This is a genomic window from Streptomyces sp. NPDC002104, assembly GCF_053593795.1.
The window spans coordinates 53008-79117 of the sequence record NZ_JBSFDF010000017.1; the positions used below are offsets into that span (position 1 = coordinate 53008).

A 26110-nucleotide genomic window follows, 5' to 3' on the forward strand; every position below is an offset into this window, starting at 1 on the left:
GCCGTCTCCTTCGGACCTTGCCGGGCCCGCGCCGCCCGGTGCCGCCCCTAGGGGGTCCGGACCTTGGCCGCGGCCCCGGGGCGGGGGACGTCGTCCACCGTGAGGCAGATGCCGACCACCCGGTCGTGGCCGGTCCAGCCGTTGACGTGGCCCCGGTTGTTGGAGATCTGGACCCGGCGGCGCGGGATGTCCACGGCCGTGACGAGGTGCAGGTACACCGTGCCGGACACCCGGGCCAGCACGATGTCGCCAAGTTCGAGCAGGGCGGGATCGGCCGGGGCGACGCGGACGCGTTGGCGGCTGCGGACGAGCGGAACCATGGACGTGCCGGTGGGCCGGAACTCCACCGTCGCGCCCGCGCGGACACGGGCCGCCTGGATGTCGAGCATTCCCATCGGGTGAGTGTGCCCCGGGGCCGTGCCCCGCGGACACCGGGTTTTTCCGGCGGGCTCATCGCGCCGGCGGTGGCTCGACCTCCAGGAAGCGGCGGCGGCGGGGGCCGCGGTACAGCAGGCAGACCCAGCCGAGCCGTTCGAGCGCGGCCGCGCAGGCCATGAGGCGTCCCTGCTCCTCCTCGGCCGCGCCGCCGCCCGGCGGGCCGAGCCAGGTCACCTCGACGCGGCCGTCCCCGGACGGCGCGGGGCCCACCCGGTACCCGGTCCGGGTGCGCGGTCCGTCCGGGTCTCGCGGATCCCGCGCCGACGGCGGGATGCCGGCCGCCTCCAGTACGAGGGCCACCGCGCGCGGCATCAGCCGGAGCTCCCACGGGGCGGGAACTCCCTCGCCCGCCGGGCCGTTGACGAGCCGGCGGATCTGCAGCAGGCCCTCGTGGGCGGTACGGAGCTCCGCCGCGCGTCCCGGCGCCGAGGGCGCGGGGCCGTCGCCGGTCGCCGGTTCGAAGCCCTGCCCGGGTGTGCTCACGTACGGCCGTCCTCTCGTCCCGCCCTGTACCCACCGGTTGCGCCGGTCCGCTTCTGAGTACCTCACACCCAACGGCTTGAGTATCCGGGCCGATTCCCCGGACGGCCCCCGCTGCTGGAATGGGGGCATGACCACCGAGACCGCTTCCGCCCCCGGCCCCACCGCCACCGCGCCCGCCGCGAGCCGCCCGCGGATGCAGCAGCACGTGACCACCGCCGGGTCCGCCCTGGCCGTGGCCCTGGTCCCGCTCGTGGTCGGGGTCCTGGTGGCCAAGGGTCTCGCCGCGGACCCGCACGCACCGGTCAACGCCCTGATCACCGGCGGCGGCCAGCGCGCCGGTCTGCCGCGGGCGGAGTGGCGCCGCCGCGGGCACGCCACGATGCGCCGGCTGCGCACGGTCCGGCGCGGAGCCGTGCGGGGACGCGCCTACGCGACGCCCGCCCGCCCGGCCGGGCGCTGAGCCCGCAGCCAGGCTTCGGCGGCCTCCGGGGAGCGCAACCGGACCACCCGCAGCGGGGCGAACCGCGGGTCACCGGCCAGCGCGCCGATCTCCGCACGCCGGGCCCCGTACTGGGACCAGGCCCACCACGCCGGGTGGTCGGCGCGCAGCCACTCCCGCCACCGCTCGCGGTTGCCCCCGAACAACCGCTCCCGCAGCAGGCTCCGGCGCAGCGAGCGCACCAGCACGCGACGCATGACGGTACGGCGCGGCTGGTCCAGCCACACCACGGTGTCGGCCCGCCGCCACAGGAACGCGCGGGCGGCCTCGGGTCCGTGGGAGTCGAGGATCCACCGGTCGCCCTCCGCGATCCGCGCGAGGTCCGCGACGTAGGACGGGCTGACGGCCCACCCCGGTCCGGAGAAGTGCAGCTCGTCCATCTCGTGGTACGGCAGGACGAACAGCCGCCCCAGCTCCCGGGCCATGGTGGACTTGCCGGCTCCGCTGATGCCGACGACGAGTACGCGTTGCATCAGCGGAGCCTAACCGGGGCGCGGGCCGTCAGGCGTCGAGGGGTTCCTGGAGCTCGGTGACCCACTGGTTGCGGTCCGCCGGGCAGGACAGGGACACCTCGCGGGCGTAGCCACTGGAGCGCTCCCCGTTCGCGTCGATCCACTGCGCCAGGGCCTGCGCGGTCGGCAGCACGGAGTCCATGGACCCCCGGTGCACGACGGTCGCCGCCCGCTGGACGGCGGGGAGCACCACGATGCGCACGTCGCCCCCGAGGTCCTCGGCCCGGACGCTCGCCGCCACCGCCACCCCGGCGTGGACCAGGACGGCACCGGGCCGCGACGCGTCACCGGCGTCCTCGTAGTACGCCACGCCGGGTTCGGTCAGCGTGACTCCGGCGGCCTCGACGCGGCCGAGCAGCTCCTCGTAGAGCGGGCCGATGACCGGGCTGATGTCCTGCCCGGCGTAGCTGGCCGCCACCCCGCTCAACTCGGCGAGGCGGACGGGCGGAAGGCTCTTGACGACGATGTCGATGGAAGACATGGTTCCCTCGTTCTCGATGATCCGGAGCCTCGTCTCGACCTGGGTCAGCCGGGCCGCCGCGGCGGCCATGGCCGATTCCAGTTCCGCCTGCCGCAGCCGCAGCATGCCGCGCAGCTCCTCCGCGCTCACCAGCTCGTCGAGTATCGACCCCACCTGTTCCAGGCTGAAGCCGAGCTCCTTGAGCGCGATGACACGGTTGAGGCGGGCGAGCTGCCCGGCCTCGTAGTAGCGGTAGCCGCTGGCGGGGTCGACACGGGCCGGGTGCAGCAGTCCGAGCGCGTCGTAGTGACGCAGCATGCGGACCGACACCCGGCCGTGCTTGGCGAAGTCTCCGATGGTGAACATGACGCCTTCCAGTGCAGGCCCTGACACGGTGTGAGGGTCAAGCGCGGCCAGGATATGCGGACATCGGGCCAGGTCAGAGGCTCATGGGCGCGGACGGGTGGTCCGGTTCAGCGGCCGGCCTGGCGGATGCAGAGATCCACGATGGAAGGCGGCAGGGAGCCTTCCGCCGCAGCGCACAACTCGTCCGGGCGCGGCAGCGGCGGTACGGGGTTCCGTGCGGGGCGGTCGGGCCGGGCGGCGGTCGTCTTCGGCGGGTGCGCGCGGCGGGGCGCGGCCGGCTTCGCGCGCCGTTCGGCCGCCGGGCGGGGGGCCTTCGCGGCACGCCGGGAGGGTTCGGGGCCGCCGTCCCGGCCCGTGTCCGCCCCGTTGGCGCCGGCCCGCGCCGGGAGTTCGCCGAGGGGCAGCGGCTCGGCGGGGAGCGCGACCGGACCGGCCGTGGGGGAGGCGTCATCCGGCCGGCTCAGCTCCGGCGCGTCGGCGGTGGTCACGGAATCGCGTTCGGGCAGACCGGCATCCCGCGGGCCGCCGACCGACACGCAGCCGGCGCTCGCGAGGAGGGCGACGAGGGAGAGGGGCAGGGCCCGGCGTAACTGCATCGGACCACCATGCCGCACGGGCGGGCGGGCCGGATTCCCGCCCTCACACGTCGGGGTGAGGCGGGGGAGGCCCAGGGGGCCGGGGAGGGCACTGACGGGGCTGCCGAAACGATCCTCCGGGCGCACTGTGATCGTTTCTGCCGCGCCGGGAGGTTCACCGGTCCGGGAGAACGCGCACCTGGACGGGGGTGGACCTCACGGAGAAATCCCGACAAGGTTCGGAGGGGAACGACAGTACGGATGCCGGGGGAGGCGCGACCCCCGGTGCTCCGCGGTGTCGTGCCGGCTCCCCGGACCGGCGCCGCCCGTGCGGCGGGAACGCTCCGGTGGGCCGCCCCGCCTGCCCGCCCGCCTGCCTGCCCCGTACGGAGTCCCACCCCATGACCGCAGCCCCCGCGCCCGGCAACGAACCCGATTCCCCGCAGCCGAAGCACCCGCCGGGCCCCGCCTCCGCGCCCCCGTCCGCGCGGGCCCCTGGCCCCACGCCCGAACCACCCGCCGAGTCGGCCGAGTCCGCCCGATCCGCCGAGTCCGCCGGGCCCCCCGAGGCCCCCGAGTCCGCCGGGTCCGCAGGGTGGCGCGGATGGGGCGCCGTAGGGGCCGTGGCGCTCGGGATCTTCTGCCTCATCACCTCCGAACTGCTGCCCGTCGGCCTGCTCACCTCCGTGGGCACCGACCTCGGCGTGTCCGACGGCACCGCCGGGCTGATGGTCACCGTGCCGGGGCTGATCGCGGGCTTCTGCGCGCCCCTCGTCACCGTGGGCGCCGGCCGGCTCGACCGGCGCTGGGTCCTGGTCGTGCTGATCGCCCTGATGGCCGTCGCCAACCTGGTCGCGGCCATCGCTCCGGGCTTCGCCGTGCTGCTGGCCGCCCGGCTGCTCGTGGGGGTCAGCGTCGGCGGGTTCTGGGCCATAGCCGGCGGCCTCGCCGTCCGCCTCGTCCCCGCGCACCACGTCGGCCGGGCCACCGCGCTCGTCTTCGGCGGGGTCCCCACCGCCTCGGTGCTCGGCGTTCCCGCCGGGACCCTGCTCGGCGAACTCGGCGGCTGGCGCTTCGCCTTCGCGGCCGTGGGCGGGCTCGGGGTCCTGACCCTGGCCGCCCTGCTCCTGCTGCTCCCGCCGCTGCCCGCGACGCGGACCATCACCTTCGCCCAACTCCCCACCCTGCTGCGGCGCAACCGCGCGGTCCGGGCCGGGGTGATCGTCACCTTCCTCGTGGTGACGGGGCAGTTCGCGGCCTACACGTTCGTACGGCCGATCCTGCAGGACGTCTCCGGTGTGAACGCGGCCTACGTGAGCACCCTCCTCCTCGGCTACGGAGTGGCGGGCGTGGCCGGCAACTTCCTGGCGGGAGCGCGTGATCCGTACCGGTCGCTGTTCGCGGTCGGGGCCTCCCTCGCCGTGATCCTCGCGCTGATCGCCACGGTGCCGGGAGCGGTCCCCGGGACCGTGCTGCTGCTGGCCTGGGGGCTCGCGTACGGCGGGGTCTCGGTCAGTCTGCAGAGCTGGATGATCAAGGCCGCGCCGGAGGACTCGGAGGCCGCCTCCTCGCTGATGGTGGCGATGTTCAACCTGGCCATCGCCGCCGGCGCCCTGTCCGGAGGCCTCGCGGTCGACGGGATCTCGGTGCCCGCCGCCCCTTGGGCGGGAGCCGCCCTGATGGCGCTGGCCGCCGTCACCGTCCGGGTCACCTCGACCTCCCGCACCCGCACGCGAGCCGTCGTGAGCGCGGGATCCGCCGGCGGTGGCGCCGGCCCGGGAGGTCGCACGGACGACCGCGACGCTTCGCCGGCCGACCAGCGGTAGTCCAGCGCCGGACCCCGGAACAGGAGTTGACCGTCCGCAATCCGGACGGTGAACCGCTCAGCCTGACAGGGGAACCGCTCCTGATGGGGTGGTTTCCGATGAAGAGGCCCTGCCCAGACGGGGCGGATGGGGTGGATCGGACATCCGGCTTGACCTGGGGCATCCCCTGGGGAAAGAGTGCGCCGGTCGAACATCGTCACCCGGACCGACCTGCCCGAAAGGTCCGGACGCCCAGCACCACCGCACGGCCCGTACCCCGGAGATGCCTCACATGCTCGTATCCGCCCGCTCCTCGTTCGCTCCTCCAGCGGCCGGCGGCTTCGGTGCGACCGGCCGGGGCGCGGCCCAGACCGGCAGGGGCGCGGCCGCGCCCGTGGTGATCGGCGGTGGCCGTGTTCCGGCCGCCGGTGTCGGGACGGTCCTGGTCGCCCGGCGGCGCAGGACCTGACCGGCCGGGTACGGGGGCCGACACCGCACCGCCGCGCCGGCCCCCGTACCCCCTGCGAGACAACCGCGACTCCTGCCCCTGCCCCTGCCCCTGCCCCTGCCCGCTGACCCGATGAGAGTGGGATCGTGCCCGACGACGATCGCTTGCTCGTACGCCCCTACGTGGCCCCCTCGGGCCCGCTGCCCGGCCCTTCCGCGGCCGCCTGGCCCGACGAGGCCGGGCGGATCTTCGTACCGACGGATTTCGGCCCGCCGGCCGAGGCGCCCGGGCCTTCGCCCGCATCCGGATCGCGGCCCGTGCCCGCGCAGCGGACCGCATCCGCCGCGGGTCCGGCGGGCGTTGCCGCCACCGACCGGCGGGGCAGCCGGCTCCCGCTCGTGGGACTCGCCCTGCTCGCACTCGGGGCGGCCGGGGTCCTCGCGTTCCTCCTGCCGGGCCCCGACCAGGAACCGCGGCGCGCCGTGGTCCCGCCGAAGCTGTCCGTGCCGGTCCTTCCGGCGCGCAGCCCGGGGGCGGGCGAGGAGTCCCCGGCGGCCGGTGAGTCCGTCAGCCCGCCGCCGCCCGGAAACCCGTCGCCGACGGCTTCGCCGGCCACGGGCCGGCCCTCGTCCGGGCCTTCGGGCCGTACGACCCGGTCGCCGAAGCCCGCGGACCCGACGGGCACGCGCCCGGCGCCGGGCGGGGGCGGAACGCTGGGCCCGGGGGACCGCGGGGCCGAGGTGCGCGCCCTGCAGGAGCGGCTCCACGGGCAGGGGTTCACGTACGTCTCCGTCACCGGCGTCTACGACGAGCAGACCCGGCGCGGTGTCCTCCAGCTGCAGCAGAACAGGAGCATCGAGGGCGACCCGCCGGGCGTCTACGGTCCGGCGACCCGCGCGGTCTTCGGAACCGAGGGCTGACACCGCCCCACCGACCCGCAGGCTTCCTGGCACCAGCCGGCAGCCCGCTTCTACGGCCGGTCGGGGCCCCGGGCGCATCTCATCCCTCGCCGGCGAACCGCTCCCACGCCGACTGGCGGGTGATCCCGAGGGATTCCCCGATCCTGGCCCAGGTGACCCCGCGCCGGCGCAGTTCCCGCACCCACGAGCGCAGGTCGGCCTCGGCCCGATCGATGTGCGCCGCGACGCGCGGGATGTGGCTCAGCATCTCCTCGTCCGCCAGCGACTGCCAGAGCGGCCGGGGCGGGCTCGACGGGCCGGTCCCCAGGGTCCCGTCGATGATCGAAGCGGACAGGGTCACGCATTCGTCGCAGATGTTGACGCCGGCGCCGGCGACGAGTTTCGCGACCTCGGTGCTCGGCTTGCCGCAGAAGGAACACCGGGCGGGTTCGGTCGGGACATCGGGCGGTGTCACAGCACGCTCCTAGGGTGTCAGGTGGGTCCTGACACCCTAGGAGCGTCAGGACGTACCTGACAAGGGCCGCCGGGGTCGGCCTGTTCGGCTTCGACACGGCCCACCGCGCGGGCACCGGCCGCGGTGAGCCGGGCGAGGGCGGTGACCCGCTCGGGGTTCTCGCCGGTGGTCTCGGCGGGCCACCGGCGGGGGCGAGGCGGTCCGGGGCGGGGCGCGTAGGCTACATTCAAGTGGAGCGCGGCTCCACTTAATAGGCGGAGTGCGGCTCCGCTTTGTCGAACGATTCCGGAAGGAACGCGCCATGCCCGCCGACAGCCCCACCGGAAATCCGCCGGCCAAGAGCAAGCGCTCCGACGCCCTGCGCAATCAGCAGGCCGTGCTCGCCGCCGCCGCGAAGGTGTTCCTCACCTCCGGGGTCGACGCGCCGATCAGGGAGATCTCCGCCGAGGCGGGGGTCGGCATGGCCACCATCTACCGGCACTTCCCCACCCGCGCCGACCTCGTCACCGCCGTCTACAACCACCAGATCGAAGCGCTCGCCGAAGCCGGCCCCGCGCTGCTGGCCGCTGCCGGGACCACCCCGTACGAAGCGCTGAGCCGATGGATCGACCTCTTCGTCGACTTCCTCGTCACCAAGCACGGCCTCGCCGACGCCCTGCAGTCCGACAGCGACCGCTTCGCCGACCTGCACGCCCACTTCCTCAGCCGGCTCTCGCCCGTGGCCTCCCAGCTGATCGACGCCGCGGTCGACAGCGGTGACATCCAGCCCGGCATCCAGCCCTACGAACTCATGCGAGGCATCGGCAACCTCTGCATCGGGCGCGACACCGACCCCCGCTACGACCCCCGCCGGCTGATCGCACTCCTCCTGCGGGGACTCCGCGGACCCGCCGCGTCCTGATCGCGGCCGGCCGGCCGGCTGGTCGGGGCGGAGCGGGGCGCGCACAAAAGGGCGGCGCATGTGCGTCAGCCCTGGCAGGGTGCGGTCATGGATTCAGCAGAGGTACTGCTCATCGCAGGGCGTGCGGGTGTCGGCAAGACGACGGTGGGTTGGGAGGTCTCGGCCCGGCTGCGCGCCGCGATGGTCGCTCACTGCGTCATCGAAGGCGACTTCATGGGGCAGGTGCACCCCGCTCCGGAGGACGACCCCGGCCGCAGGAAGATAGCCGAACGCAATCTGACGGCGCTCTGGTCGAACTACGCCGAGCTCGGCCACCGCCGCCTGATCTACACGCACACCGTGAGCGTGCTGGCCGAGCAGGAGGGCATGTTCCAGCGGGCCATGGGCCCGCGGGTCGGGATCGTGCGCGTCGTGCTCACCGCCACCGACGCCACCGCCCGCGAGCGGCTGACGGGTCGCGAGCGGGGCTCGGAGCTGGAGCACGAACTGCGGAGCAGCGCCCGCAAGGCGCGGATCCTGGAAGAGCGGATGCCCCCGGACGCGGTCCGGGTGGCGACCGATGGGCGCTCCGTGGTCGACATAGCGAGCGAAGTGCTGGGCGCCACCGACTGGCTGCCCAGCGACTCCGGTTGAGCCACCGCGCGGTGTCCGGTCAGCGCCCGCCGGCGACGCGCAGGACCGTACCGGTCGTGTACGCGGCGTCCGCGGACAGCAGCCAGGCGATGGCCGCGGCGACCTCCGCGGGCTGCCCGGCCCGCCCGAGCGGGATCTCCGCGGCGGCGAGGGCCGGGCGGTCGGGGTCGCCCATGGCGGCGTGCATGTCGGTGTCGATGATGCCGGGGGCCACCGCGTTGACCCGGATTCCGTCCGGGCCCAGCTCCTTGGCCAGGCCCAGGGTCAGGGTGTCGGTGGCGGCCTTGGTGGCGGCGTAGTGGACGTAGCGGCCGGGGCTGCCGAGGGTGGCGGCCGCGGAGGAGACGTTGACGATGGCCCCGCCGCCCGACTCGGCCATGTCCCGGGCGGCCCGGCGGCAGCAGAGCAGGTACCCGAGGAGGTTCACGTCGAGCACGCGGCGCAGGTCCTCGACCCGGATGTCGGCGAGCCGGCCCGGGGTGCCGGTCACTCCGGCGTTGTTGACCAGGCCGGTCACCGCACCGAACTCGGCTCCGGCGATGTCGAAGAGCCGCTCCACGCCGCATTCCTCGGAGGTGTCACCGCGTACGGTCACACACCGGGCGCCCGCCTCCCGCACCCGATCGGCGGTGGCCTTGGCGGCCGCGTCGTCGTGGAGGTAGCCGAGGACGATGTCGTGCCCGTCGGCGGCGAGCTGGACGCATGTCGCGGCGCCGATTCCGCGACTGCCACCGGTGACGATGGTGACCGGTCGACGTGACATGTGAGCCTCCTGTGTGACGCGTTGCCCCGTGTCGTGCCCACACCTGGGTGGCCGCAGGCTAACACCGTGACACCTGGGCTGACCAGGGAAAAGGATCTTCCGCGGTGGGCCCGGGGCTGCCCGGAATCAACTGCACGGCGGCTCAAGCGTGTTGGGCAACGCGTCCTGGAGGAAGGCGTATTGGTCTCACAACAACTCTTTCGAAAGAACTGTTGTGGGTCTACTCTCGGCGCATGGTCGCTTCCCCCGCTTCCCCCGCTCCCTCCGCCGCGTCGGCTGCATCCGCCGGATCTGCCGCCGCCGAGTCGTCGGGACGACAGGACATCGAGCTCGACACGGCCGCCCTGCGCGTACTCGCCCACCCGATGCGCCTGAACGTGCTCACCCTCCTGCGGGAGCGTGGCCCGGCCACCGCGACCCGGATCGCCGAAGAACTCGGCATCAACCCCGGGGCGGCCAGCTACCACCTGCGGCGCCTCGGGGCGGGTGGGCTCATCGTCGAGGAACCCGGGCGCGGCACCGGGCGCGAGCGGTGGTGGAAGGCCGCCCATCGCCAGTCGGTCCACGATCCCGCCTCCAACTCCGCCGAACGGCGCGAGGCCGGCCGCGCCTACACGCACGCCGTCGCCCTCGCGGCGGCGGACCGCCTGCGCAGGGCCGCACACGAGGTACCGCTCCTGCCCGAGGAATGGCTCGACGCGTCCGCCTTCGGCGACTTCCTCATGTACCTGACGCCGGGGGACGTGGCCCGGATGCGCGCCGAGATCTTCCAGGTGATCTCGCGCTACCACCACGCGGAGGACGAGGCCCCTGAAGGGGCGTCACCGGTAGCGGTGCAGGTGCAGGCGTTCCCGGTACCGGGAACGGCCCTGCCGCCGGCCGGTGATGGCGCGTGAAGCCGGCGGGGGCAGCCGCGGCCGCGGTCGCGGCGGCGTCCGCGCGGCCCGGCTACCGGGACGCCAACGTCCTGCGCTGGCTCTTCGCGTACACCGCCTCGGTCACCGGCGACGTCGTCTACTTCCTCGCGCTGACCTGGGCCGCCGTACGGGTCGGCGGGCCGTCGCAGGTGGGCCTGGTGGTCGCGGCCGGAGCCCTGCCCCGTGCGGTGCTCATGCTCGGGGGCGGTGTGGTGGCCGACCGGTTCGGGCCGCGGCGGGTCGCCGTCGTCAGCGACGCGGTGCGCTGCGCGGTGATCCTCGGGGCCGCCGCGGTGCTCACGCTCGGGTCCCCCGGCGTGTGGCCCCTGGTCGCCCTCGCGTCGGTCTTCGGCGTGGTCGACGCGGTGTTCATGCCGGCGGTGGGCGCGCTCCCGCCGCTCATCGCGGCGCCCGCACAGTTCGCCAGGATCCAGGGGATGCGGGGGCTGTCGGTCCGGCTGAGCAACGCGGCGGGTCCGCTGCTGGCGGCGGCCGTCCTGGTGACGGCCGGCGCGGCCGGTGCGTTCACCGCCGCGGGCGTCCTGTTCGCCCTCTCGCTCGCGACGCTCCTCACCGTGCGGGCCGCCTCGTCGGCACGGCCGCCCCGGCCCGCTTCCGCGTCCGCTTCCGCGCCTGCTTCCGAGCCCGGCTCGGCGCCCGGTTCGGCGCTCGCCTCCGAGCCCGGCTCGGCGCCCGGGTCGGCGCCCGCCTCCGCGCCCGCCTCCGAGCCCGGCTCCGCCTCCGCCCGGCGTGAGCTGGCCGGCGGGCTGCGCTACGTCCGCCGCCACCGGATGCTGCTCCCGCTGGTCGCGGTCATCGGGCTGGGCGAGATGTGCTTCAGCGGTCCCGTGGCCACCGGCTTGGTGCTCCTGGCCGACGAACGCGGCTGGGGCGCGGCGGGCATGGGGTGGATCGCGAGCGCCTTCAGCGCGGGAGCCGCCACGTCGGCCCTGCTGCTCACCGTCTCGGCCCGCATACCGCGCGCCGGGCTGGTGATGTGTGCGGCGCTGCTCGGTACGGCCGGGGGAGCGGTAGCCCTGGGGCGTGCGCCCTCGCTGCCCCTCGCCGTCGTCCTCGGTTCCCTGATCGGACTGACCAGCGGGTTCACCTCCACCGTGACCGGTGCGCTGCTCCAGACGGAGACGGACCCCCGCTATCTCGGACGGGTCACTTCGGTCACGACCCTGTGCACGCTGGGCCTCGCTCCCGTGCTCTTCCCCGCCGTCGGCGTCACGGTGGCGCTGTGGGGAGCGGAGGCGTTCTTCGCCGGCTGCGGAGTGATCTGCCTGCTCGCCGCATCCCTCGGCCTCGCCGTCCCCGTGCTCCGGCGAGCCGAACTCCACGCACCCGAACCCATGGCGCCCGCAGCCGTCGCGGGTTGATCCGGGATTTCCGCCCGGGCCCGGGTGCGACCGCAGGGGCGGACCGGGGCCCGGGAAGGGCCGGAGCGGGGGCGGCTAAAGTGCCGACATGGACGCAGCGAGCACGGCCACCGGCACCGGCACCGGGACGGCCACCGGCACCGGCACCGGGACGGCCACCGGTACCGGCACGGCCCCGACCCTGGAAGACGTGGCCCGCGCCGCCGGGGTGTCCCGGGCCACCGTGTCCCGCGTGGTGAACGGGGTCCGCAATGTCGATCCCGCCATCCAGGAGGCGGTCCAGCAGGCCGTCGCCGCCACCGGCTACGTGCCGAACCGCGCGGCCCGCTCACTGGTGACCCGCCGCTCGGGTGCGGTGGCGTTGGTGGTCTCGGGCGCGGGCGCCGACACCGGCCGGGTGTTCCAGGACCCCTTCTTCGGGCGGGTGGTGAGCGGGGTCGTACGGGCCCTGCGCCCGCGCGGGGTGCATCCGGTGCTGCTGTTCGCCGACGGGGAGGCGGACCGCGCGCAGGTGGTCTCGTACCTCACCCAGGGAGGTGGGGACGGAGCGCTGCTCGTCACCACCGACGGCCACGACCCGCTGCCCGGCATGCTCGTGCGCGCCGGTGTGCCCGCGGTGCTCTTCGCCCGGCCGGCTCCCGAGATCCCGCTGGACTGGGTCGACCTGCGCCACCGCGAGGGCGGGGCGCTGGCCGCGCGGCACCTCCTCGCCCGGGGCTGCCGGCGGCTCGCCGCGATCGGCGGTCCGGCGGACGTCCCGGCGAGCCGGGACCGGGTGGAGGGCTTCCGGGAAGCGCTGTCCGGAACGGCGGTACGGGTGGCCGAGGCCGATTTCACCCTGGACGGCGGCGAGCAGGCGATGCGCGCACTCCTGGCCGAACACCCGGACCTGGACGGGGTGTTCGCGGCGAACGACCTGATGGCCCAGGGCGCCTGCCTGGTGCTGCGCGAACACGGCCGCCGGATCCCCGAGGACGTGGCGGTGGTCGGCTTCGACGACTCCGGCGCGGCGGTGGCGGCGCGGCCCCGGCTGACGACGGTCCGCCAGCCGGTGGAGGAGATGGCGGCGGAGATGGTCCGCCTCCTCCTGGACCGGGTGGCCGGCACGGCCGCGGCGGACCCGGCGGCGGTGCTCTTCGACCCGGAGCTGGTGGTCCGCGACTCGGCGTGAGTTCCATCGGCGTGAGGTCCAGGGGCGTGGGCGCCCCTGCTCAGCAGTCGAAGGCCGACCAGCAGATGCCGTTGCGCAAGCGCTGGTCGTCGAGCACGAGTGCGCGGATCGCCTCGGGAAGCCGGCCGCGCTGCCACCGGCACTCCCGGCGCCCGGCAGCCTCGCCCTCGCCCTCGGGCGCTGCGGCGCGGACGGCCTTGATCGCATAGGCGGCCGCGCCGAGCTCGTGCGCGGCGACATGAGCGACGGCCCCGGCCTGCCCCGCGGCGTACGCGGCGTGGCGGGCCGCCCCGCGCAGGTCCCGGGCCGCGCCCATCGCATGGCCGCCCGCCGCGCGTGACGCGGTCATGGTGACCTCACCGCGGACCCATGCCCGGACGTGCTCGATCGCCCGGCGCGGCCGCGGATCCTCGGGCCGGGCCGACTCGAACAGTCCGAGGACGTGCTCGGCGCACTCTGCCGCCCAGAGGGCGAGAAGGCGGTGATCCGCGTCGCTGAGGGTCCCGCCCCGGCGGGCCGTCACGAAACGGAGGTCCCGTTCCTTCGGAAGGATCATGGTCAGCGCTCCTTGGACACCCCGGGCCCGTGCCCCGCAACGGGCCCCGGCTTCGCCTTCGACTCCGGCCCCGCCCCGCCCCGGGACGGGGGTTGCGATCCTAGTCCCGGCACGGGCTCCGCTAGGGGTCCCGGCCCCGGCCCCGGCTCCGGCCCGGACCGCGGCACTGGCTCCGCCCTCGATCCTGGTCCCGGCCCGGACTGCGGCCTAGCCTTCGGCTCCGGCCCAGGCCCAGGCCCAGGCCCAGGCCTAGGCCCAGGCCCAAGCCCAGGCCCAAGCCCAGGCCCCGGCACAGGTTCCGGTGCGGGCCGTGCCCGGCCTAGCCCCGCGCCCCCGCCGCCGGGGTGCCGCCGCGGGTTCGGAGGGACGTCTGCCAGCCCGGGGCCTCCGCCGTGGGCTCCGGTGGGGTGCGGCGGCCGCCCGTGGCGAAGAAGGCGGCCAGGGGGAGGGTGGCCGCGCCCACGGTGACCGCGTCCGGGCCCAGTGAGCCCATGTCGATGGTGACCCGGGCGGCCGGATGACGCAGCGAGTAGCGCGTCGCGTGGTCCCGTACCGCCGGGAGGATGTGCGGGCCCAGCATCAGGCCCGCCCAGCCGCCGATCAGGATCCGCTCGGGCTGGAACAGGTTGATCAGGTCCGACAGGCCGGCTCCCAGGTACTCCGCGGTCTCGTCGAGCAGCTCCAGCGCGACCGCGTCCCCGCCGCCGGCCGCCGCCAGCAGCGCGGCCAGGGCATCCTCCTCGTCCCCGGCGGCGGCGTCCCCGCCGCCCCGCTCCGCCCACCGCGCCAGGAGCGACTCCGCCCCCGTGTAGGCCTCCAGGCAGCCCAGCGCCCCGCAGCGGCAGCGCCGCCCGCGGACCTGCACCGTCAGGTGGCCCCACTCCAGCGGTGCGCCCTCCGTGCCTGCGCCGTCGGGGGAACCGTCGGTGATCAGGCTCGCGCCCACGCCGGAACCGAACAGCACGACCACCGCGTCCCGGGCCCCGCGGCCCGCGCCGAACCACATCTCCGCCTGCCCGAGCGTGCGGGCCCCGTTGTCGATGAGGTACGGGACCTCGGGCGGTACGGCGCCCGTCGCCCGCAGCAGCGCCTCCAGCGGGACCGCGTCCCAGCCGATGGTCTGCCCGTGGACGACCGTACCGCCCGGCGCGTCCCGGTCGACGATGCCGGGGACCCCGATGCCGACCCCCAGGAGCCGGTCCGTTCCGACCCCGGCCCGCTCCAGGACGGTGGCGATCCCGCTCCGCACGTGGTCGACGACCGGCCCGACGTCGTAGCAGCCGCGCGGTTTCAACGGCAGTTCCGTGCGCGCCAGTTCGGTCAGCGTCAGGTCGAACAGCTCGACCCTGACCCGGGTTTCGCCGACATCGATGCCGATCATGTGTGCGCTGCCCGGCGCCACGCGCAGCAGCGTACGCGGCCGGCCGCCGTCCGAGTCGACGACGCCGGCCTCCTCCAGCAGTCCGTCCGCGACGAGTTCACCGACCACGTTGCTGACGGATCCCGAACTCAGCCCTGTCGCGGGGCCCAGCTCCTGCCGGCTCATGGGCGCGCCGAAGTACAACTGCTGGAGTACGGCGCTGCGGTTGCCCCTTCTCAGGTCCCGCACCGTACGTCCACTGCGCCCCGTCGTCATGTGGCTCCTTCCGCCCCGACACCGATCGCAACATACCCTTGCGCGGCCCCTCGGGGCGAGCCTTTGCCGAGGCTTACCTCACAGCGTGAATTAATTCCCGCCGCGCCGCGCCCGCTCCTCCTCCCCGGGTGGACGCGGCTCTTCGTGGTGGGATGGGGGCGGGGGCAGACGCACGGCTCACGGAGAGGCGAGAAGGTATGTCCGAGGACCAAGAGGGCACCATGCGGGCCATGACGTACGACACGTACGGCGGAGTGGAGGTGCTCTCCGAGACCCGGATCCCCGTGCCCAAGGTCGGGCCCGGCGAGGTTCTCGTCCGCGTCCGGTGCGCCTCCGTCAACCCCGTCGACTGGAAGATCATGGCGGGCGGGCTCGACGGCCTGATGGACGTCGTGTACCCGGTCGTCCCCGGCTGGGACGTCGCCGGCACCGTCGAGTACGCGGGCATCGACACCCCCGAGTTCACCGCGAGCGACGAGGTCATCGCGTACGCCCGCAAGGACTACGTCCACGGCGGCACCTTCGCCGAGTTCGTCACCGTGCCCGTACGGGCCCTCGCGCCCAAGCCCGCCTCCCTGACCTGGCAGCAGGCCGCGGGGCTGCCGCTGGCCGGCCTCACCGCGTACCAGCTGCTCACGCGCCTGGACACCGGCAAGGAGGACACCGTCCTGGTGCACGGAGCCGCGGGCGGTGTCGGCTCCATGGGCGTGCAGATCGCCCGCGCGCTGGGGGCCCGTGTCATCGGCACCGCCTCGGCCCGCAACCACGACCGGCTGCGCGAGCTGGGCTGCGAACCCGTCGAGTACGGGGACGGTCTCGCCGGGCGGGTCCGGGAGCTGGCGCCCGAGGGGGTCACCGTCGTCGCCGACTTCGTCGGGGGAGTCCTCGACACCACCCTGGCGGTCCTGGCCGAGGGCGGCCGGCACGCCTCCATCGCCGACCACACCGTGCTCGGCTCCGGCGGCCAGTGGATGTGGGTGCGGCCCGTCGGCGACGACCTCGCCGAGCTGGGCCGGCTGGCCGACGCCGGGCAGCTCACCGTCAACGTCGCGGAGACCTTCCCTCTCGCGGAACTGGCGGCCGCCTTCGCGCTCAGCCAGGAGGGCCACACCGCCGGGAAGATCGTCCTGGAGCTCTGAGCCCGCCTGATCGTGCTGGTGCGCGGGCGTACGGGCGTACGGGCGTACGGGCGTAAGGGCGTACGGGCGTAAGGGCGTACGAGCACGCGCCGCCCGGTTCGGGTCCGGGCGGCGCGTGGGTGTGGGGGAGGAGCGGTCGCGCTACGGAAGGCGGCCGTCAGGGCCGAGCACGGTGCCGGCCTCCGGGTGGAACTGGTCGTAGCCGCGGTTGTTGCACTGCAGGCCGCCCTTGATGCAGTGCTCGACCATGGCGTTCAGGGTGCGCTCGTCCCACGCGTTGAAGAAGTCGTAGTGGAAGGTGTGGCCGGACCCGCTGGACAGCCTGACCTGCGACATGTCACCGCTGACCGGGAAGGCCATCTTGAACTCGACCATCGGAACCGCGACCGGGTGGGAGGCGGGGCAGACGTTGTCGTTGTTGCCGGGCTTGGTCACCGGGTAGGCCATGTGCGCCTTGTGGTCCGGCACGTCGAGGTTCTTGCCGTCCCAGCAACTGGGGGACTGCATACGGATGTTGAGCTGACTGCCGGCGGGGCAGTTCGCCGGGAACTCGGTGTTCTTGAAGCTCTCACCGCACTCCCAGCCCTCGACCCAGCCCTTGTGCGCGCGGAACTCGGCCGCGGTCTGGGTCGGGCTGCCGACGACGAAGCGCAGTCCCTTGGGGAAGGGGCGCACGCTCGTGTAGTCGGTGACGCCGGTCTTGTAGTAGATGACCTGGGGGCCGGTGGGCAGGACCTTCTGGTTGCCGTTGAGGAGCGTCGGCATCCAGTAGCCGGACAGGTCGCCGAGCGCGGTGCAGGCCGTGCTGCCGGCACTCAGGGAGGCGGTGGTGCTGTTGCCGTCGGTGCCGGTGTTGCCCATGAAGGTGTGGTCGTGCGAGGCGCCGGGCCGGCCCGCGAAGACGATCGGGTCGTCGGGCGCGGTCTTGGTGACGGAACAGTTGGCCTGGAACTCGTGGAAGTACCGGTCCGGCGGGTTGTTCCAGGACGGGGTGACGCCCGTGACCTGCGGAACGGCCGGGATGTAGCCGTCGCCGTCGGGGTCGTCGCCCCCGGCGACCGCCGCCACGGCGGAGTGGTCCATGTTCATGTGGACGGCGCCGGTGTCGGGCGAGGCCTGTGCGGTGAGCGTGGTGGCGCCGAGACCGGCGGCCGCGGTCACGGCGATGGCCGCCGAGACCAGGAGCGCGGACAGGGTCCGCGGTCGGAGATGCATCGTTCCTTCAGCTCCTTCTGGGGGAGGGGGGAAGAGGGCGCGGGGTTGGGAGAGCGCTCTCTCGCTTGCCCCGGAAAACGCGGGGCGGCCGGTGGCCGCCCCGCGAACCGGGCGTCAGGGGTTGATCAGGGGAAAGAGACGACGGTGGAGGGGGTGGTCGAGGTGCCGGAGGTCGGCGCGCCCGTGTTGTTGATGACGTGCTCGTACTGGCCGTTGCCGCCGAGGGAGACCACGAGGATGTCGTGGAACTTCACGCCCGGCTTCACCGGGACCTCGAATCCGTGGTCCTGACGGATCGTCGGGTCGACGTTGTAGTAGCAGTAGCTGCCCAGGCCCCAGCCCTCGTGGGTGTTGACCGAGTCGGCGACCTTGTAGGCGGCGTATCCCTTGACCGAACCGTTCTGGACCGCGGCCTGGTTGGGGGCGTCGTACGCCTTTTCGTTCTGGAAGAAGATCGTGCGGCCGCGCTCGCCGTTCCACTCCACGTCGTACTTGTTGAAGTGCTCGACGAACAGGCCGGTGGCCAGGACGTCGTCACCGTTGACGCGGAACCCGTAGTCGGAGCGGTTGGTCTCCCAGCCCACCCCGTCCCCGTGGTCGGCGCGCCAGATCCACGTGTGGTCGACGATCGTGTCGTGGTTGTTGATCACCATGCCGACCGTGGCCTTGCCGGCGCCCGCGCCGCCGACGCGGATGAACACGTCCTGGACGGTGGTCGGGTTCGCCGCGTGGTCCGTGGTGGTGCCGGCCGGGCCGACCTCCAGCAGGCTGGGGGAGTTGACCTGGCCCGCGTCGACCAGGAAACCGGCCAGCTTCACGCCGTCGACGTCGCCGACCTTCATCGCCGTCACCCCGTTGTCCGGGACGATGGTGGCGAGGCCCAGGCCCAGGACGACCGTGTCCGCACGGTTGACCTGGATGGTCTGGTTGACGTGGTAGACGCCCGGGGTGAAGAGCAGGTGCAGACCCTGGGCCAGTGCCTGGTTCATCGTTGCGGCGGTGGTGCCGGGCTTGACCACGTAGAACTGGCTCAGCGGGATCGAGGAGCCCTGCGGCGCGCCGTTGCCCCAGGAGGTGCCGCGGGCGTTGGTGCGCTTGGCCGGGACGAACACCTTGTACTCGGAGCCGTCCAGGTAGAGGAACGGCTTCTCGCGGGAGACCGGGGTGGTGTCGAGGGTGGTGTAGCGGGGCTCCGGGAAGCTCTGTGCGGGTGCGCCCTGGGTGCCGGAGAAGACCTGGTTCCAGACGCCGTTGGACCAGCCGCCGATGGAGCTGTCGCGGGTGTACCACTGCTGCTGCGAGTAGTTGCCGACCTGGCCGTCGATCTTCGAGTCGGCGATGAAGCCGCCCGAGGACCAGCCGTAGCCGGAGGGGGCGAGGTTGAGTCCGCCCTTGACGTGCATCCGGCGGAACGGAGCGGCCTGGGAGACGGCCCAGCGGTCGGTGCCGTTGACCGGGTTGAGCGCGAGGTTCTCGGCCGAACGCCAGAAGTTCTGGGTGGCGTTGCCGCCGAACCAGCCCGCGTCGACGGTGACGTCACCGTTGATGGTGGTGTCGTCCGGGCTCAGCCCGAGGCCGGAGATCGAGGTGTAGAAGCCGATCTGGGCGTTGAGGCCGTTGTAGGTGCCCGGCTTGAAGAGGAACTGGTAGCGCCCGGAGCCGAACTGCGCCGACTCCTGCTGCGCGAAGACCTGGTCCAGCTTGGCCTGGATGTTCGGCGTCGAGGGATCGAAGACGATCACGTTGGGGCCGAGGTCGCCGCCGCCGGGGAGCTGCGGGCCGGTGCCGCCGGTGGTCCCGTAGACCTGGAACTCCCAGAGGGAGTAGCCGTATCCGGTGGTGCGCTGGGTGCCGTACACGCGGACGTAGCGGGCGGTGCCGGTGATGTCGTGGGTCGCGACCCCGCCGGTGGAGTTGGCCGTGGAGTAGGCCGTGGACCAGTTCGCGCCGTCCGTGGACAGCTCGACGCGGTACGCCTTCGCGGCGGCGGTCTCCCAGCGCAGGACGACCTGGCTCAGCTGGGCGCTCGCGCCCAGGTCGACCTGTATCCACTGGGGGTCGGAGAACTGGCTCGACCAGCGGGTGCCGTTGTTGCCGTCGACGGCCGCGGAGGCCGGGGTGCCGGCGCCCTCGGTGGAGGAGGCGGTGGCGGGCTTGCCCTGGGAGAGGAGCGTGGGCGCGGCGGTCGCCGCGGTGCTCGGCAGGAGCACGAGGAGGGCCGCGACGAGGGCGCCGGCCAGAGAAGCCACGGTCAGCCGGGACGGACGCGAGGGGCGGCGCGAGGGATGACGCGATGGGTGGGGAGGGTGAGCGGAGAGGAGGGGCATGCGGGGCTACTCCTGACGTTGTGGATCCGGGGGGATCGAAGCGTGAGTGAACTGCCCGGCGCCTGGGCCGTCAAGGGTTTGAGCGTTCATGAACTGAAGATCCAATGACGTATCAAACAAGCATCAGGCCTGTGAACTTGGAGTTTCTTCAATCCTTGTGAAAAGTGTTGACGAAAAAACTTTGCCCGACTCTACTGATGCTCTGACCGCTCCGTCCCGCCGTGCCCGTCAGGGGCGGGACGGAGCTCCGGCCGAGAACCCTTCGCCGCGTTCGGGGAGTGGGGTCCGATGGCCCGGCCGGTGCTGCCGTGCGTTCGTTACTTGTCGTCAGGGAAGGCCGGGGACGGCCCGGGAAGGTCAGGAAAGGTCGGGTACGGTGCCGCAGTCCGCCCACGTCACCTCGGTGCCGGGGAGCGTCGCCGACCAGGGCGCGGCGAGGGCCGCCAGGGTGTTCGCGTCCGGCGGCGTGTGGCCGAGGCCGATCGCGTAGCGGGCCAGGGCCGGGGTCCGCTCGAAGGGCCGGGGCCAGGCGTGCGCCTCCGCCAACCCCGCCTGCGCCAGGGTGCCGAGCAGGGCGCGGAGCCGACCGCGGGTGCGGCCGAGGTTGTCCTCGAAGTCCCCGGGGCGCGGGCCCGTCACGGTGACCACGGCCCAGGCGGCGTGCCGGCGGTGCGCAGGCGCTGCGGGGGCGGGCCGCGCCGCGGGGCTCAGCTCCAGCGCCTCCCAGGTGGCGAACAGCTCCCGCGTCAGCAAATCGGCGATGCCCGCGGTGACTTGGGCGGTGCAGCTACGGACCGGGGCGGACGGGGTCAGCACCGTGACGGGGTCCTCGCTGCCAGGGCCCTCGCCCTGCTCCGCCGGGGCCAGGCTCACGGGGGTGCGCCAGTCCCAGGCGGCCCAGGTGGCGAAGAAGGCGCGGAGCAGGGGGCCGGGGGAGAGGTCGGGGGCGGAGCGGACGGTGCGGGCGGCCAGTACGGACCAGGCGAGACCGGGCAGGCCGCCGAAGGGCGCCGAGTCCAGACCCCGGGACCGGGCCCAGGCCTTGACCTCGCGCGCGAGCCGGGCGAAAGCCGCGTGCTCCGGGCCCACGAAGTCCCGTACCGCCTCGGCATCGCTCACCGCACTCAGTGCCACCGCCGCGGCCTCGCCGAGTTCCATCCGCCGGGCGACGGCCCGGTCCGGCGGCGCCGCTCCGGTGGCGACCACCACCAGGTCCACGTCCAGCCCGTCGACGCCGAACCGCAGGCCCGGCACCCGGGCGCCGGTCACCTCGCGGAGCCGCTCCGCCCCGGGCAGGGCCGAGGCGACCCGCGCCCGCACCTGCGCCGCCCCGACGGCTCCGGGCAGCGCCACGACCAGGTCCACGTCCGCACCGGGCAGCGCACAGCCGATCCGGCGCGAGCCGGCCAGATGCACGACCCCTTCCGGGAGCGCGGCCGCGACCCGTGCCACGAGGCCCGCGGCGTCGGCCCCGGCCCCGGGGGCGCCTCCTGTCCCCGTTCCTGCTGCAAGGGGCCCCGTGCCGCCCGGGTGGGGTGTCACGGGGCGTGGGGGCTCCGGCTCCGGGGTCCAGCCGGCTTCTCCGGTGCCCAGCCGGACCGTCGCGCGGATCTCCATCCGGCCGTCGCCGCGCCGGGACAGGACGGCCAGCGACTCCACGCGCGCCGGGCGGCCACCGCCGAGGCGGGCCGTGAACTCACGTTCCGCGCGTACGGGATCGGAGCTGCGCCCCAGTGTCAGGTGGGGCGTGAACCCCTCGGCGCGGCCCCGGCAGCCCGGGAACCGAGCGGCCAGGGACCGGCGCAGCTCCTGCCACGGGGTGTCACCGGCCGCGGCCGGATCCAGCCACAGGGTCGGGCCGAAGCCGTACACGCCCTCCAGCCGCGCCGTGAACGCGGGTGACTGCGACGCCGCTTCGGCCAGGAGGGGCAGCGCCGCCTCGAAGGAGGACTCCGGTACGAAGCCGAAGAGCAGATTCACATGCGCGGGCCAGCGCTCCGCCTGCTGGTCGTGCGCACGGCGCAGGGCTTCCACCGCCTCGTCCTCCGGCGGCAGCCAGGCCACCGCCGTCCGTGAGGTGGCGGGGACGTCCAGCACCGCGTGCCCGGAGCCCGCGCCGGCCGCCGGGTCGAAGTCCAGGGTTGCCTCGACGCCGTAGTGATCGGAGATGAACAGGCCGTCCGCCGAAGGGGAGTCGCCGCGCAGCGCGGCCCGTGCCACGCGCGCCTGCGGCGAACGCAGCAGGATCCGGTCCAGGCGGGCGGCCCGGCCCGACAGCGACCCCACCGCGGCGAGGGGGTTGGCGATCGGATCGAAGGTCGGGGTGGTGTCGTGCGACCCGTGCACCTCGGTCCACGCGTCCCGCAGGCCCAGTACCGCCGCCGGACCTCCGGCGCCCGACCGGCCGTCGTTGAAATCGCCGAGCAGGGCCACGCCGGCCGCCTCGATTCCGGCCAACCCGTCGGTCAGTCGACTCAGTTCCATGCCGCGCCGGTCCCCGCCGCGTTCCGTGTGATCGCTCGTCAGGTGCGTGGCGGCGACCACCAGCGGTCCGCCCGCCGTGTCCACGGTCACGGCGACGACCGCCTTGTGCGGACCCAGAACGTGAACGCCCGCCTCCCGCACCGGCAGCCGGCTCAACACCAGCAGCCCGCTCTCCGCCACGTCCCGGCCGCCCGGGTCGGCGGCGACCGTGTACCCGGCCCGGATCCAGGACTCGGCGAGCAGCATGCGCAGCAGGTCGCGTTCGACTTCCTGGAGCGCGATCACATCGGCGTCGGCCGCCGCCAGGTCGGCCAGCAGCAGCGGCCTGCGCCGCTCGGTGGCGATGCGCGGGGCGTCGTACCGGTCCCAGAGCGTGTTCCACGTCAACAGCCTTACGGTGGAAGGGGGTTGGCTGCGGGGAGCGCTCTCCGGCACCACCCGCCACGCGCCGCCGCCGGACGCGTCCCACGCGTACGGGGTTCGTGCGGTGAAGAACGGCGCCCGCAGCAGCCGCGGGGCGCGGACCCGCCCGGCCGTGGTGCTGTCGATGACGTCGACGCCCGTGGCCCGGTCCCACACCAGTTCGCCGTCGGCCTCCACGAACAGCACCCGGTGCCAGGGGATGTCGCCGCCGGGCACGAAGGACGGGAGGGGCACCCGCTTCGGGGCGGCTCCGCGCTGGAGCAGGCCCAGGGTGAACCGGGCGGGATCGAAGCGGGGGTCCCAGCGGACCTGGTGGTAGAGCTCCTCACTGGTACGCATCAGTTCTCCCCGCGGCTCACCGGGCGGCTTGCGGAGAGGGCCTTCGTACTGGCCGCCGCGGTGGCCGCCGCGCCGATCGTGCCCGCCGTGTCCTCGACGGTTCCGTCCGCCCCGATGTACCAAGTCCGGTGCGCCTCACCGGGATACGGCGGGGCGAACCGGCGCAGCTGCGAGGTCAGCACCGGCTCCGGCACCGGGTGGGCGCGCGTGGAGTTGCGGCGCAGCAGCTCCGCCTCCCCGACCAGCAGCACGGCGTGGGTGACCAGCGCGTCGCGCCGCCGCGCGACCGTGCCGGCCAGAGCGCGCTGCTGCGCGGTGAGGGAGGTCGCGTCCCACACCACGGTGCCGCCGCTCCGCGCGGCCGCGGCGAGCGCGGAGTCCAGCCGGTCGAGGCCCTCGCGGAGCACGTCCGCGTTGTCCCGCTGGTCGGCTCGCGCACCCCGGGCTCCGCGCAGGTCGTCGAGGCTGATGGAGGTCTCCACCCCGGGCAGGTTCCGGGCGAACGTGCTCTTCCCGCTGCCCGAGGGCCCGCAGAACTGCACCAGCCGGGGGAAGGAGCCGCCGTCCCGCCACCGCCAGGTTGCCGCGACCGCCTCCTCGGGGCCGGTCAGTCTGCCCTGCCCGTAGGCCTGGCGCGCCTCGGCCCAGCACCGGTCGGCGGCGTCCCCGCCGATCCGGCCGACGGCGGTCGTGTTCCCGTCTCCGTCGCCGTCCCCGTCCCCGTCGCCCGCTCCGGCTCCGGCTCCGGCTCCGGCGAGAGCCTCTCGGAGCCCGGTCCGCAGGGATTCCAGGGGTGAGGGCCCGAGCAGCCCCGCCTCCTCGGCGTGCAGCGCGGACCACTCGACGCACTCGGCGGCCTCGGAGAGCGCTCCCGCCCCCGCTCCCGCCCCCGCCACCGCGCCCGCCAGCGCGTGCAGTACCCCCAAGTCGGCCGCCTCCGCCATCCGTACGAGCCCCGCGCGCCGTTCCGTGTCCGGGTAGGGGAAGGGCCTGCGCAGCGCCGGCTGGAGGCCGACCAGGTCCGCGACCCGCCGTGCGGTGGCCATCCCGAGCGGTCCGGCCGCCAGCCGGGAGGCGAGGGCGGCTCGCGGTACGCCGTGCAGGGCCGCCGCCAGGAGTCCGGCCAGCCGCTCCTCTCCGGACCTGCGCACGCCCAACCCGTCGATGCGGTCCGCCACTTCGGCGACCAGCCCCTCGACTCCCGCCGCCGCGGCCAGGGTGTCGGCTCCCACCGCCCGGAGCAGCCCGGCCGCGTCCGGATCCGCGCCCGACCGGGCGTCCCACAGGGCGGCCGCCGGACCCAGCCCGTTCGGCACGACCTGGGCGTACATCCAGTGCGTGTCCGTCTGCACGTGCCCGCCCCGCACCCACTTGGCCACGCGGCGCCCGAAGTCGGCCCGGTCGAAGCCGGCCACGGTGCGGACGACGTACCCCTCCTGCCGCGCCGTGTCGAGCCGGAGCCGGCGCAGCGCCCGTTCGTCGAAGACCCCGCGCCACAGGACGCGCGGCCCCGGGACCCCGAGACCGCGCAGGAAGAGCACCGTCCGGTCCCAGTCCAGGCAGTGGTCGCCGTCCCACACCGAGAACCCGTAGAACCACGCGTCGAGTTCCTCGTACGCGAGCGAGTGCCGGGCGTAGACGTTCTCCCCGCACACCCGCCAACCGGCCGGTATTCCGGGGCCGATGCGGCCCTGCAGACCCTTCACCCAGGCCCGCGAAGGATGGTGGCCCGAGTCGAGCGACCGCGCGTGCAGGCCGTCGGCGTAGAGCGTGGTGTTCTCGCCGTCGAGCTTCTCGGTGACCACGACCTCGCGCCCGGCGAACCCCGCCAGCATGCCGGGCCCGGTGGTGCGCACGTCGTCGGACGCCGCACCCGGGGACCAGGGCAGGTGCGGGGTCCGGGGGTAGTGCGTGCGCATGATCCGCTCCCTGCGGGCCGGGGCTGGTGCCCGGCCACTCTAGGGAGGCGGAACCCGCCCGGACCAGCGAATATCGGCGTCGGGGCGGTACGGCAGCCGGTAGGTGTCAGTACCCGACGGTGAAACGCCTGCCCGCGTGCGCGTCGCGCTCGATCTCGTCGAGCAGCGCGACCGCGAAGTCCTCCGTGGAGATCAGGCTCCTGCCGTCGTCGTCCACCACGAGCTCGTCGAGCCCCAGCCGGTACGTGCCCGTCCGGGTGCCCGGCTCGATCGTGGCGGCCGGGCTGAGGTTGGTCCAGTGGACCTCGTCCACCGGAACCGTCCGCAGGAAGTCGAGGGCGTCCCCGTGGGCGTGCATGAGGGCGAGCACCGGCTCCGGGATCCCGGCCTGGTCCCAGACCTTCGGTCCGCCGGGGGTGCGCAGGGACCCCGCACCGCCGACAGTGACCACGCGCGGCCGGGGCCCGTCCTCGCCGAGGGTCTGCACGCCGCCGATCAGTGCCTTGGCCGCGGCGACGAGCGTGCCGGGATCCCCGGAACCGGGACCGTACGCGCTGACCACCACGTCCTGCCCGGTGGCCGCCGCGGTGACGGACGCGGGGTCGAGGACGTCGCCGCGTACGACGGTGACGTCGGCGGAACTGGCTTCGGACTCGGCGAAGTGCGCGGGATCGCGCACGACGGCCGTGACCTGGTGTCCGCGCCCGAGTGCTTCGTGCATCACCCGGGATCCGATGGTGCCGGTCGCGCCGAAGAGAGCGATCTTCGCCATGGCCACTCCTGGAGGTGGAGGCTGGAGGGGCCCCGGTCGGGGTCCGCCGGGCCCATCCAAGCGAATCCCGCCTCCCGCACCCGGCAGCGCCACGCGGTCAGTGGCACAGCGCGACGATGGCCGGGTCCACCCTGCCCCGGGCCGCCGCGCACAGGGGTGCCATGTCGTACGTACGCCGCGGCGCCGGCCGGGTGCGCCGCGCCTTCGCGGCCGGCGCCGCGGGCTTCTTCGGCGCGGCCCGCCGGGGCCGCTCCGGCCGGTGCCGGGGAACGGCGGGCTTCACCCGGCTGCGCTCCCGGACGGCGGGCTGCCGGGGCGGGTCCGGCTGCCGGGCGGCCACGGCCCGGGGCACGGGTGCGGAGGCGTCGTCCGAGCCCGCCTCCGAGCCCGCCTCCGAGCCCGCATCCGGGCCCGCCTCCGACGCCGGAACCGCTCCCCGTACCGCCATCGGATCCGCGTCCTGCGCGACTTCGGGCAGCGCCCCCAGCGGCCCGGCCACCTCCGCCGGTCCGGGCAGGCCCGTCCGCACCACCGTCGGCACGGCCCCAGCACCTGCTCCCGGCCCAGCACCTG

At 74.5% G+C, this 26110-nt stretch carries 25 protein-coding genes; 10 read left to right on the forward strand and 15 right to left on the reverse strand.

What is annotated here, in order from left to right; genetic code table 11:
- Positions 1-47 precede the first annotated feature (47 nt).
- Positions 48-395 carry a S26 family signal peptidase gene (locus ACWCP2_RS17010; RefSeq protein ID WP_450909371.1) on the reverse strand — a complete coding sequence of 116 codons (348 nt, stop codon included), beginning with the start codon at positions 393-395 and terminating at the stop codon, positions 48-50.
- Positions 396-450: 55 nt separating this feature from the next.
- The gene (locus ACWCP2_RS17015; protein WP_450909372.1) at positions 451-921 is read right to left on the reverse strand and encodes a hypothetical protein; all 471 of its coding nucleotides are present in this window, start codon (positions 919-921) and stop codon (positions 451-453) included.
- Between the two features lie 127 nt (positions 922-1048).
- Between ACWCP2_RS17015 and ACWCP2_RS17020 the strand changes: the two genes are divergently transcribed.
- Positions 1049-1381: a hypothetical protein gene (locus ACWCP2_RS17020; RefSeq protein ID WP_450909373.1), complete on the forward strand. Its 333-nt coding sequence runs from the start codon at positions 1049-1051 to the stop codon at positions 1379-1381.
- On the opposite strand, the gene ACWCP2_RS17025 is transcribed toward ACWCP2_RS17020, so the two are convergent.
- The 3 genes from ACWCP2_RS17025 to ACWCP2_RS17035 form a co-directional block, all read right to left on the reverse strand.
- A complete protein-coding gene (locus ACWCP2_RS17025; protein ID WP_450909374.1) occupies positions 1348-1893 on the reverse strand; it encodes an adenylate kinase in 546 nt (181 codons plus the stop codon). The two genes, ACWCP2_RS17020 and ACWCP2_RS17025, sit on opposite strands and share 34 nt — an antisense overlap.
- 28 nt (positions 1894-1921) lie before the next feature.
- Positions 1922-2758 carry a MerR family transcriptional regulator gene (locus tag ACWCP2_RS17030; RefSeq protein WP_450909375.1) on the reverse strand — a complete coding sequence of 279 codons (837 nt, stop codon included), beginning with the start codon at positions 2756-2758 and terminating at the stop codon, positions 1922-1924.
- A gap of 107 nt (positions 2759-2865) precedes the next feature.
- Positions 2866-3354: a hypothetical protein gene (locus tag ACWCP2_RS17035; protein ID WP_450909376.1), complete on the reverse strand. Its 489-nt coding sequence runs from the start codon at positions 3352-3354 to the stop codon at positions 2866-2868.
- A gap of 380 nt (positions 3355-3734) precedes the next feature.
- On the opposite strand from ACWCP2_RS17035, the gene ACWCP2_RS17040 reads away from it, so the two are divergent.
- The 3 genes from ACWCP2_RS17040 (at position 3735) to ACWCP2_RS17050 (ending at position 6506) form a co-directional block, all read left to right on the forward strand.
- Positions 3735-5159 (forward strand): MFS transporter, encoded by a 1425-nt coding sequence (locus ACWCP2_RS17040; protein ID WP_450909377.1) that lies wholly within the window; start codon positions 3735-3737, stop codon positions 5157-5159.
- 271 nt (positions 5160-5430) lie between these two features.
- Positions 5431-5607, forward strand: coding sequence for a hypothetical protein (locus ACWCP2_RS17045; RefSeq protein WP_450909378.1), 177 nt, complete (start codon positions 5431-5433; stop codon positions 5605-5607).
- Positions 5608-5732: 125 nt separating this feature from the next.
- Entirely contained in the window at positions 5733-6506 is a 774-nt protein-coding gene (locus tag ACWCP2_RS17050; RefSeq protein WP_450909379.1) for a peptidoglycan-binding protein, read from the forward strand.
- Between the two features lie 79 nt (positions 6507-6585).
- Here ACWCP2_RS17050 and ACWCP2_RS17055 read toward each other — a convergent pair whose 3' ends face one another.
- Positions 6586-6960, reverse strand: a complete 375-nt coding sequence (locus ACWCP2_RS17055; protein ID WP_450909380.1) for a ClpX C4-type zinc finger protein — start codon at positions 6958-6960, stop codon at positions 6586-6588.
- Between the two features lie 301 nt (positions 6961-7261).
- On the opposite strand from ACWCP2_RS17055, the gene ACWCP2_RS17060 reads away from it, so the two are divergent.
- On the forward strand, positions 7262-7861 hold the full coding sequence (locus ACWCP2_RS17060) for a TetR/AcrR family transcriptional regulator (RefSeq protein ID WP_450909381.1): 600 nt from the start codon (positions 7262-7264) through the stop codon (positions 7859-7861).
- Positions 7862-7948: 87 nt separating this feature from the next.
- The gene (locus ACWCP2_RS17065; RefSeq protein WP_450909382.1) at positions 7949-8494 is read left to right on the forward strand and encodes an AAA family ATPase; all 546 of its coding nucleotides are present in this window, start codon (positions 7949-7951) and stop codon (positions 8492-8494) included.
- A 19-nt stretch (positions 8495-8513) separates the two neighbouring features.
- Here the strand turns inward: ACWCP2_RS17065 and ACWCP2_RS17070 are convergent, their stop codons facing one another.
- Positions 8514-9257: an SDR family NAD(P)-dependent oxidoreductase gene (locus tag ACWCP2_RS17070; RefSeq protein ID WP_450909383.1), complete on the reverse strand. Its 744-nt coding sequence runs from the start codon at positions 9255-9257 to the stop codon at positions 8514-8516.
- A gap of 233 nt (positions 9258-9490) precedes the next feature.
- On the opposite strand from ACWCP2_RS17070, the gene ACWCP2_RS17075 reads away from it, so the two are divergent.
- The 3 genes from ACWCP2_RS17075 to ACWCP2_RS17085 all read left to right on the forward strand — a co-directional run bounded on the left by ACWCP2_RS17075 (position 9491) and on the right by ACWCP2_RS17085 (position 12727).
- The gene (locus ACWCP2_RS17075; RefSeq protein ID WP_450909384.1) at positions 9491-10153 is read left to right on the forward strand and encodes an ArsR/SmtB family transcription factor; all 663 of its coding nucleotides are present in this window, start codon (positions 9491-9493) and stop codon (positions 10151-10153) included.
- Positions 10150-11556 carry an MFS transporter gene (locus ACWCP2_RS17080; protein ID WP_450909385.1) on the forward strand — a complete coding sequence of 469 codons (1407 nt, stop codon included), beginning with the start codon at positions 10150-10152 and terminating at the stop codon, positions 11554-11556. The genes ACWCP2_RS17075 and ACWCP2_RS17080 overlap by 4 nt, the downstream gene beginning before the upstream one ends.
- Positions 11557-11644: 88 nt before the next feature.
- A complete protein-coding gene (locus ACWCP2_RS17085) occupies positions 11645-12727 on the forward strand; it encodes a LacI family DNA-binding transcriptional regulator (RefSeq protein ID WP_450909386.1) in 1083 nt (360 codons plus the stop codon).
- Between the two features lie 40 nt (positions 12728-12767).
- Here ACWCP2_RS17085 and ACWCP2_RS17090 read toward each other — a convergent pair whose 3' ends face one another.
- Positions 12768-13283, reverse strand: coding sequence for a putative immunity protein (locus tag ACWCP2_RS17090; RefSeq protein ID WP_450909387.1), 516 nt, complete (start codon positions 13281-13283; stop codon positions 12768-12770).
- A 319-nt stretch (positions 13284-13602) separates the two neighbouring features.
- On the reverse strand, positions 13603-14919 hold the full coding sequence (locus ACWCP2_RS17095; RefSeq protein ID WP_450909388.1) for an ROK family transcriptional regulator: 1317 nt from the start codon (positions 14917-14919) through the stop codon (positions 13603-13605).
- A 221-nt stretch (positions 14920-15140) separates the two neighbouring features.
- Here ACWCP2_RS17095 and ACWCP2_RS17100 point away from each other — a divergent pair, with 221 nt between their 5' ends.
- Entirely contained in the window at positions 15141-16058 is a 918-nt protein-coding gene (locus ACWCP2_RS17100) for an NADP-dependent oxidoreductase (RefSeq protein WP_450909441.1), read from the forward strand.
- 141 nt (positions 16059-16199) lie between these two features.
- Here the strand turns inward: ACWCP2_RS17100 and ACWCP2_RS17105 are convergent, their stop codons facing one another.
- The 6 genes from ACWCP2_RS17105 to ACWCP2_RS17130 form a co-directional block, all read right to left on the reverse strand.
- A complete protein-coding gene (locus ACWCP2_RS17105) occupies positions 16200-17273 on the reverse strand; it encodes a DUF1996 domain-containing protein (RefSeq protein WP_450909389.1) in 1074 nt (357 codons plus the stop codon).
- Between the two features lie 125 nt (positions 17274-17398).
- Positions 17399-19600: a discoidin domain-containing protein gene (locus ACWCP2_RS17110; RefSeq protein ID WP_450909390.1), complete on the reverse strand. Its 2202-nt coding sequence runs from the start codon at positions 19598-19600 to the stop codon at positions 17399-17401.
- A 357-nt stretch (positions 19601-19957) separates the two neighbouring features.
- On the reverse strand, positions 19958-22846 hold the full coding sequence (locus tag ACWCP2_RS17115; protein ID WP_450909391.1) for a poly(A) polymerase: 2889 nt from the start codon (positions 22844-22846) through the stop codon (positions 19958-19960).
- Positions 22846-24765 carry an RNA ligase family protein gene (locus tag ACWCP2_RS17120; RefSeq protein WP_450909392.1) on the reverse strand — a complete coding sequence of 640 codons (1920 nt, stop codon included), beginning with the start codon at positions 24763-24765 and terminating at the stop codon, positions 22846-22848. Before ACWCP2_RS17120 ends, ACWCP2_RS17115 begins: the two co-directional genes overlap by 1 nt.
- Positions 24766-24871: 106 nt before the next feature.
- On the reverse strand, positions 24872-25537 hold the full coding sequence (locus ACWCP2_RS17125) for an NAD(P)-dependent oxidoreductase (protein WP_450909393.1): 666 nt from the start codon (positions 25535-25537) through the stop codon (positions 24872-24874).
- A gap of 97 nt (positions 25538-25634) precedes the next feature.
- On the reverse strand, positions 25635-26078 hold the full coding sequence (locus ACWCP2_RS17130; protein ID WP_450909394.1) for a hypothetical protein: 444 nt from the start codon (positions 26076-26078) through the stop codon (positions 25635-25637).
- Positions 26079-26110 lie beyond the last annotated feature (32 nt).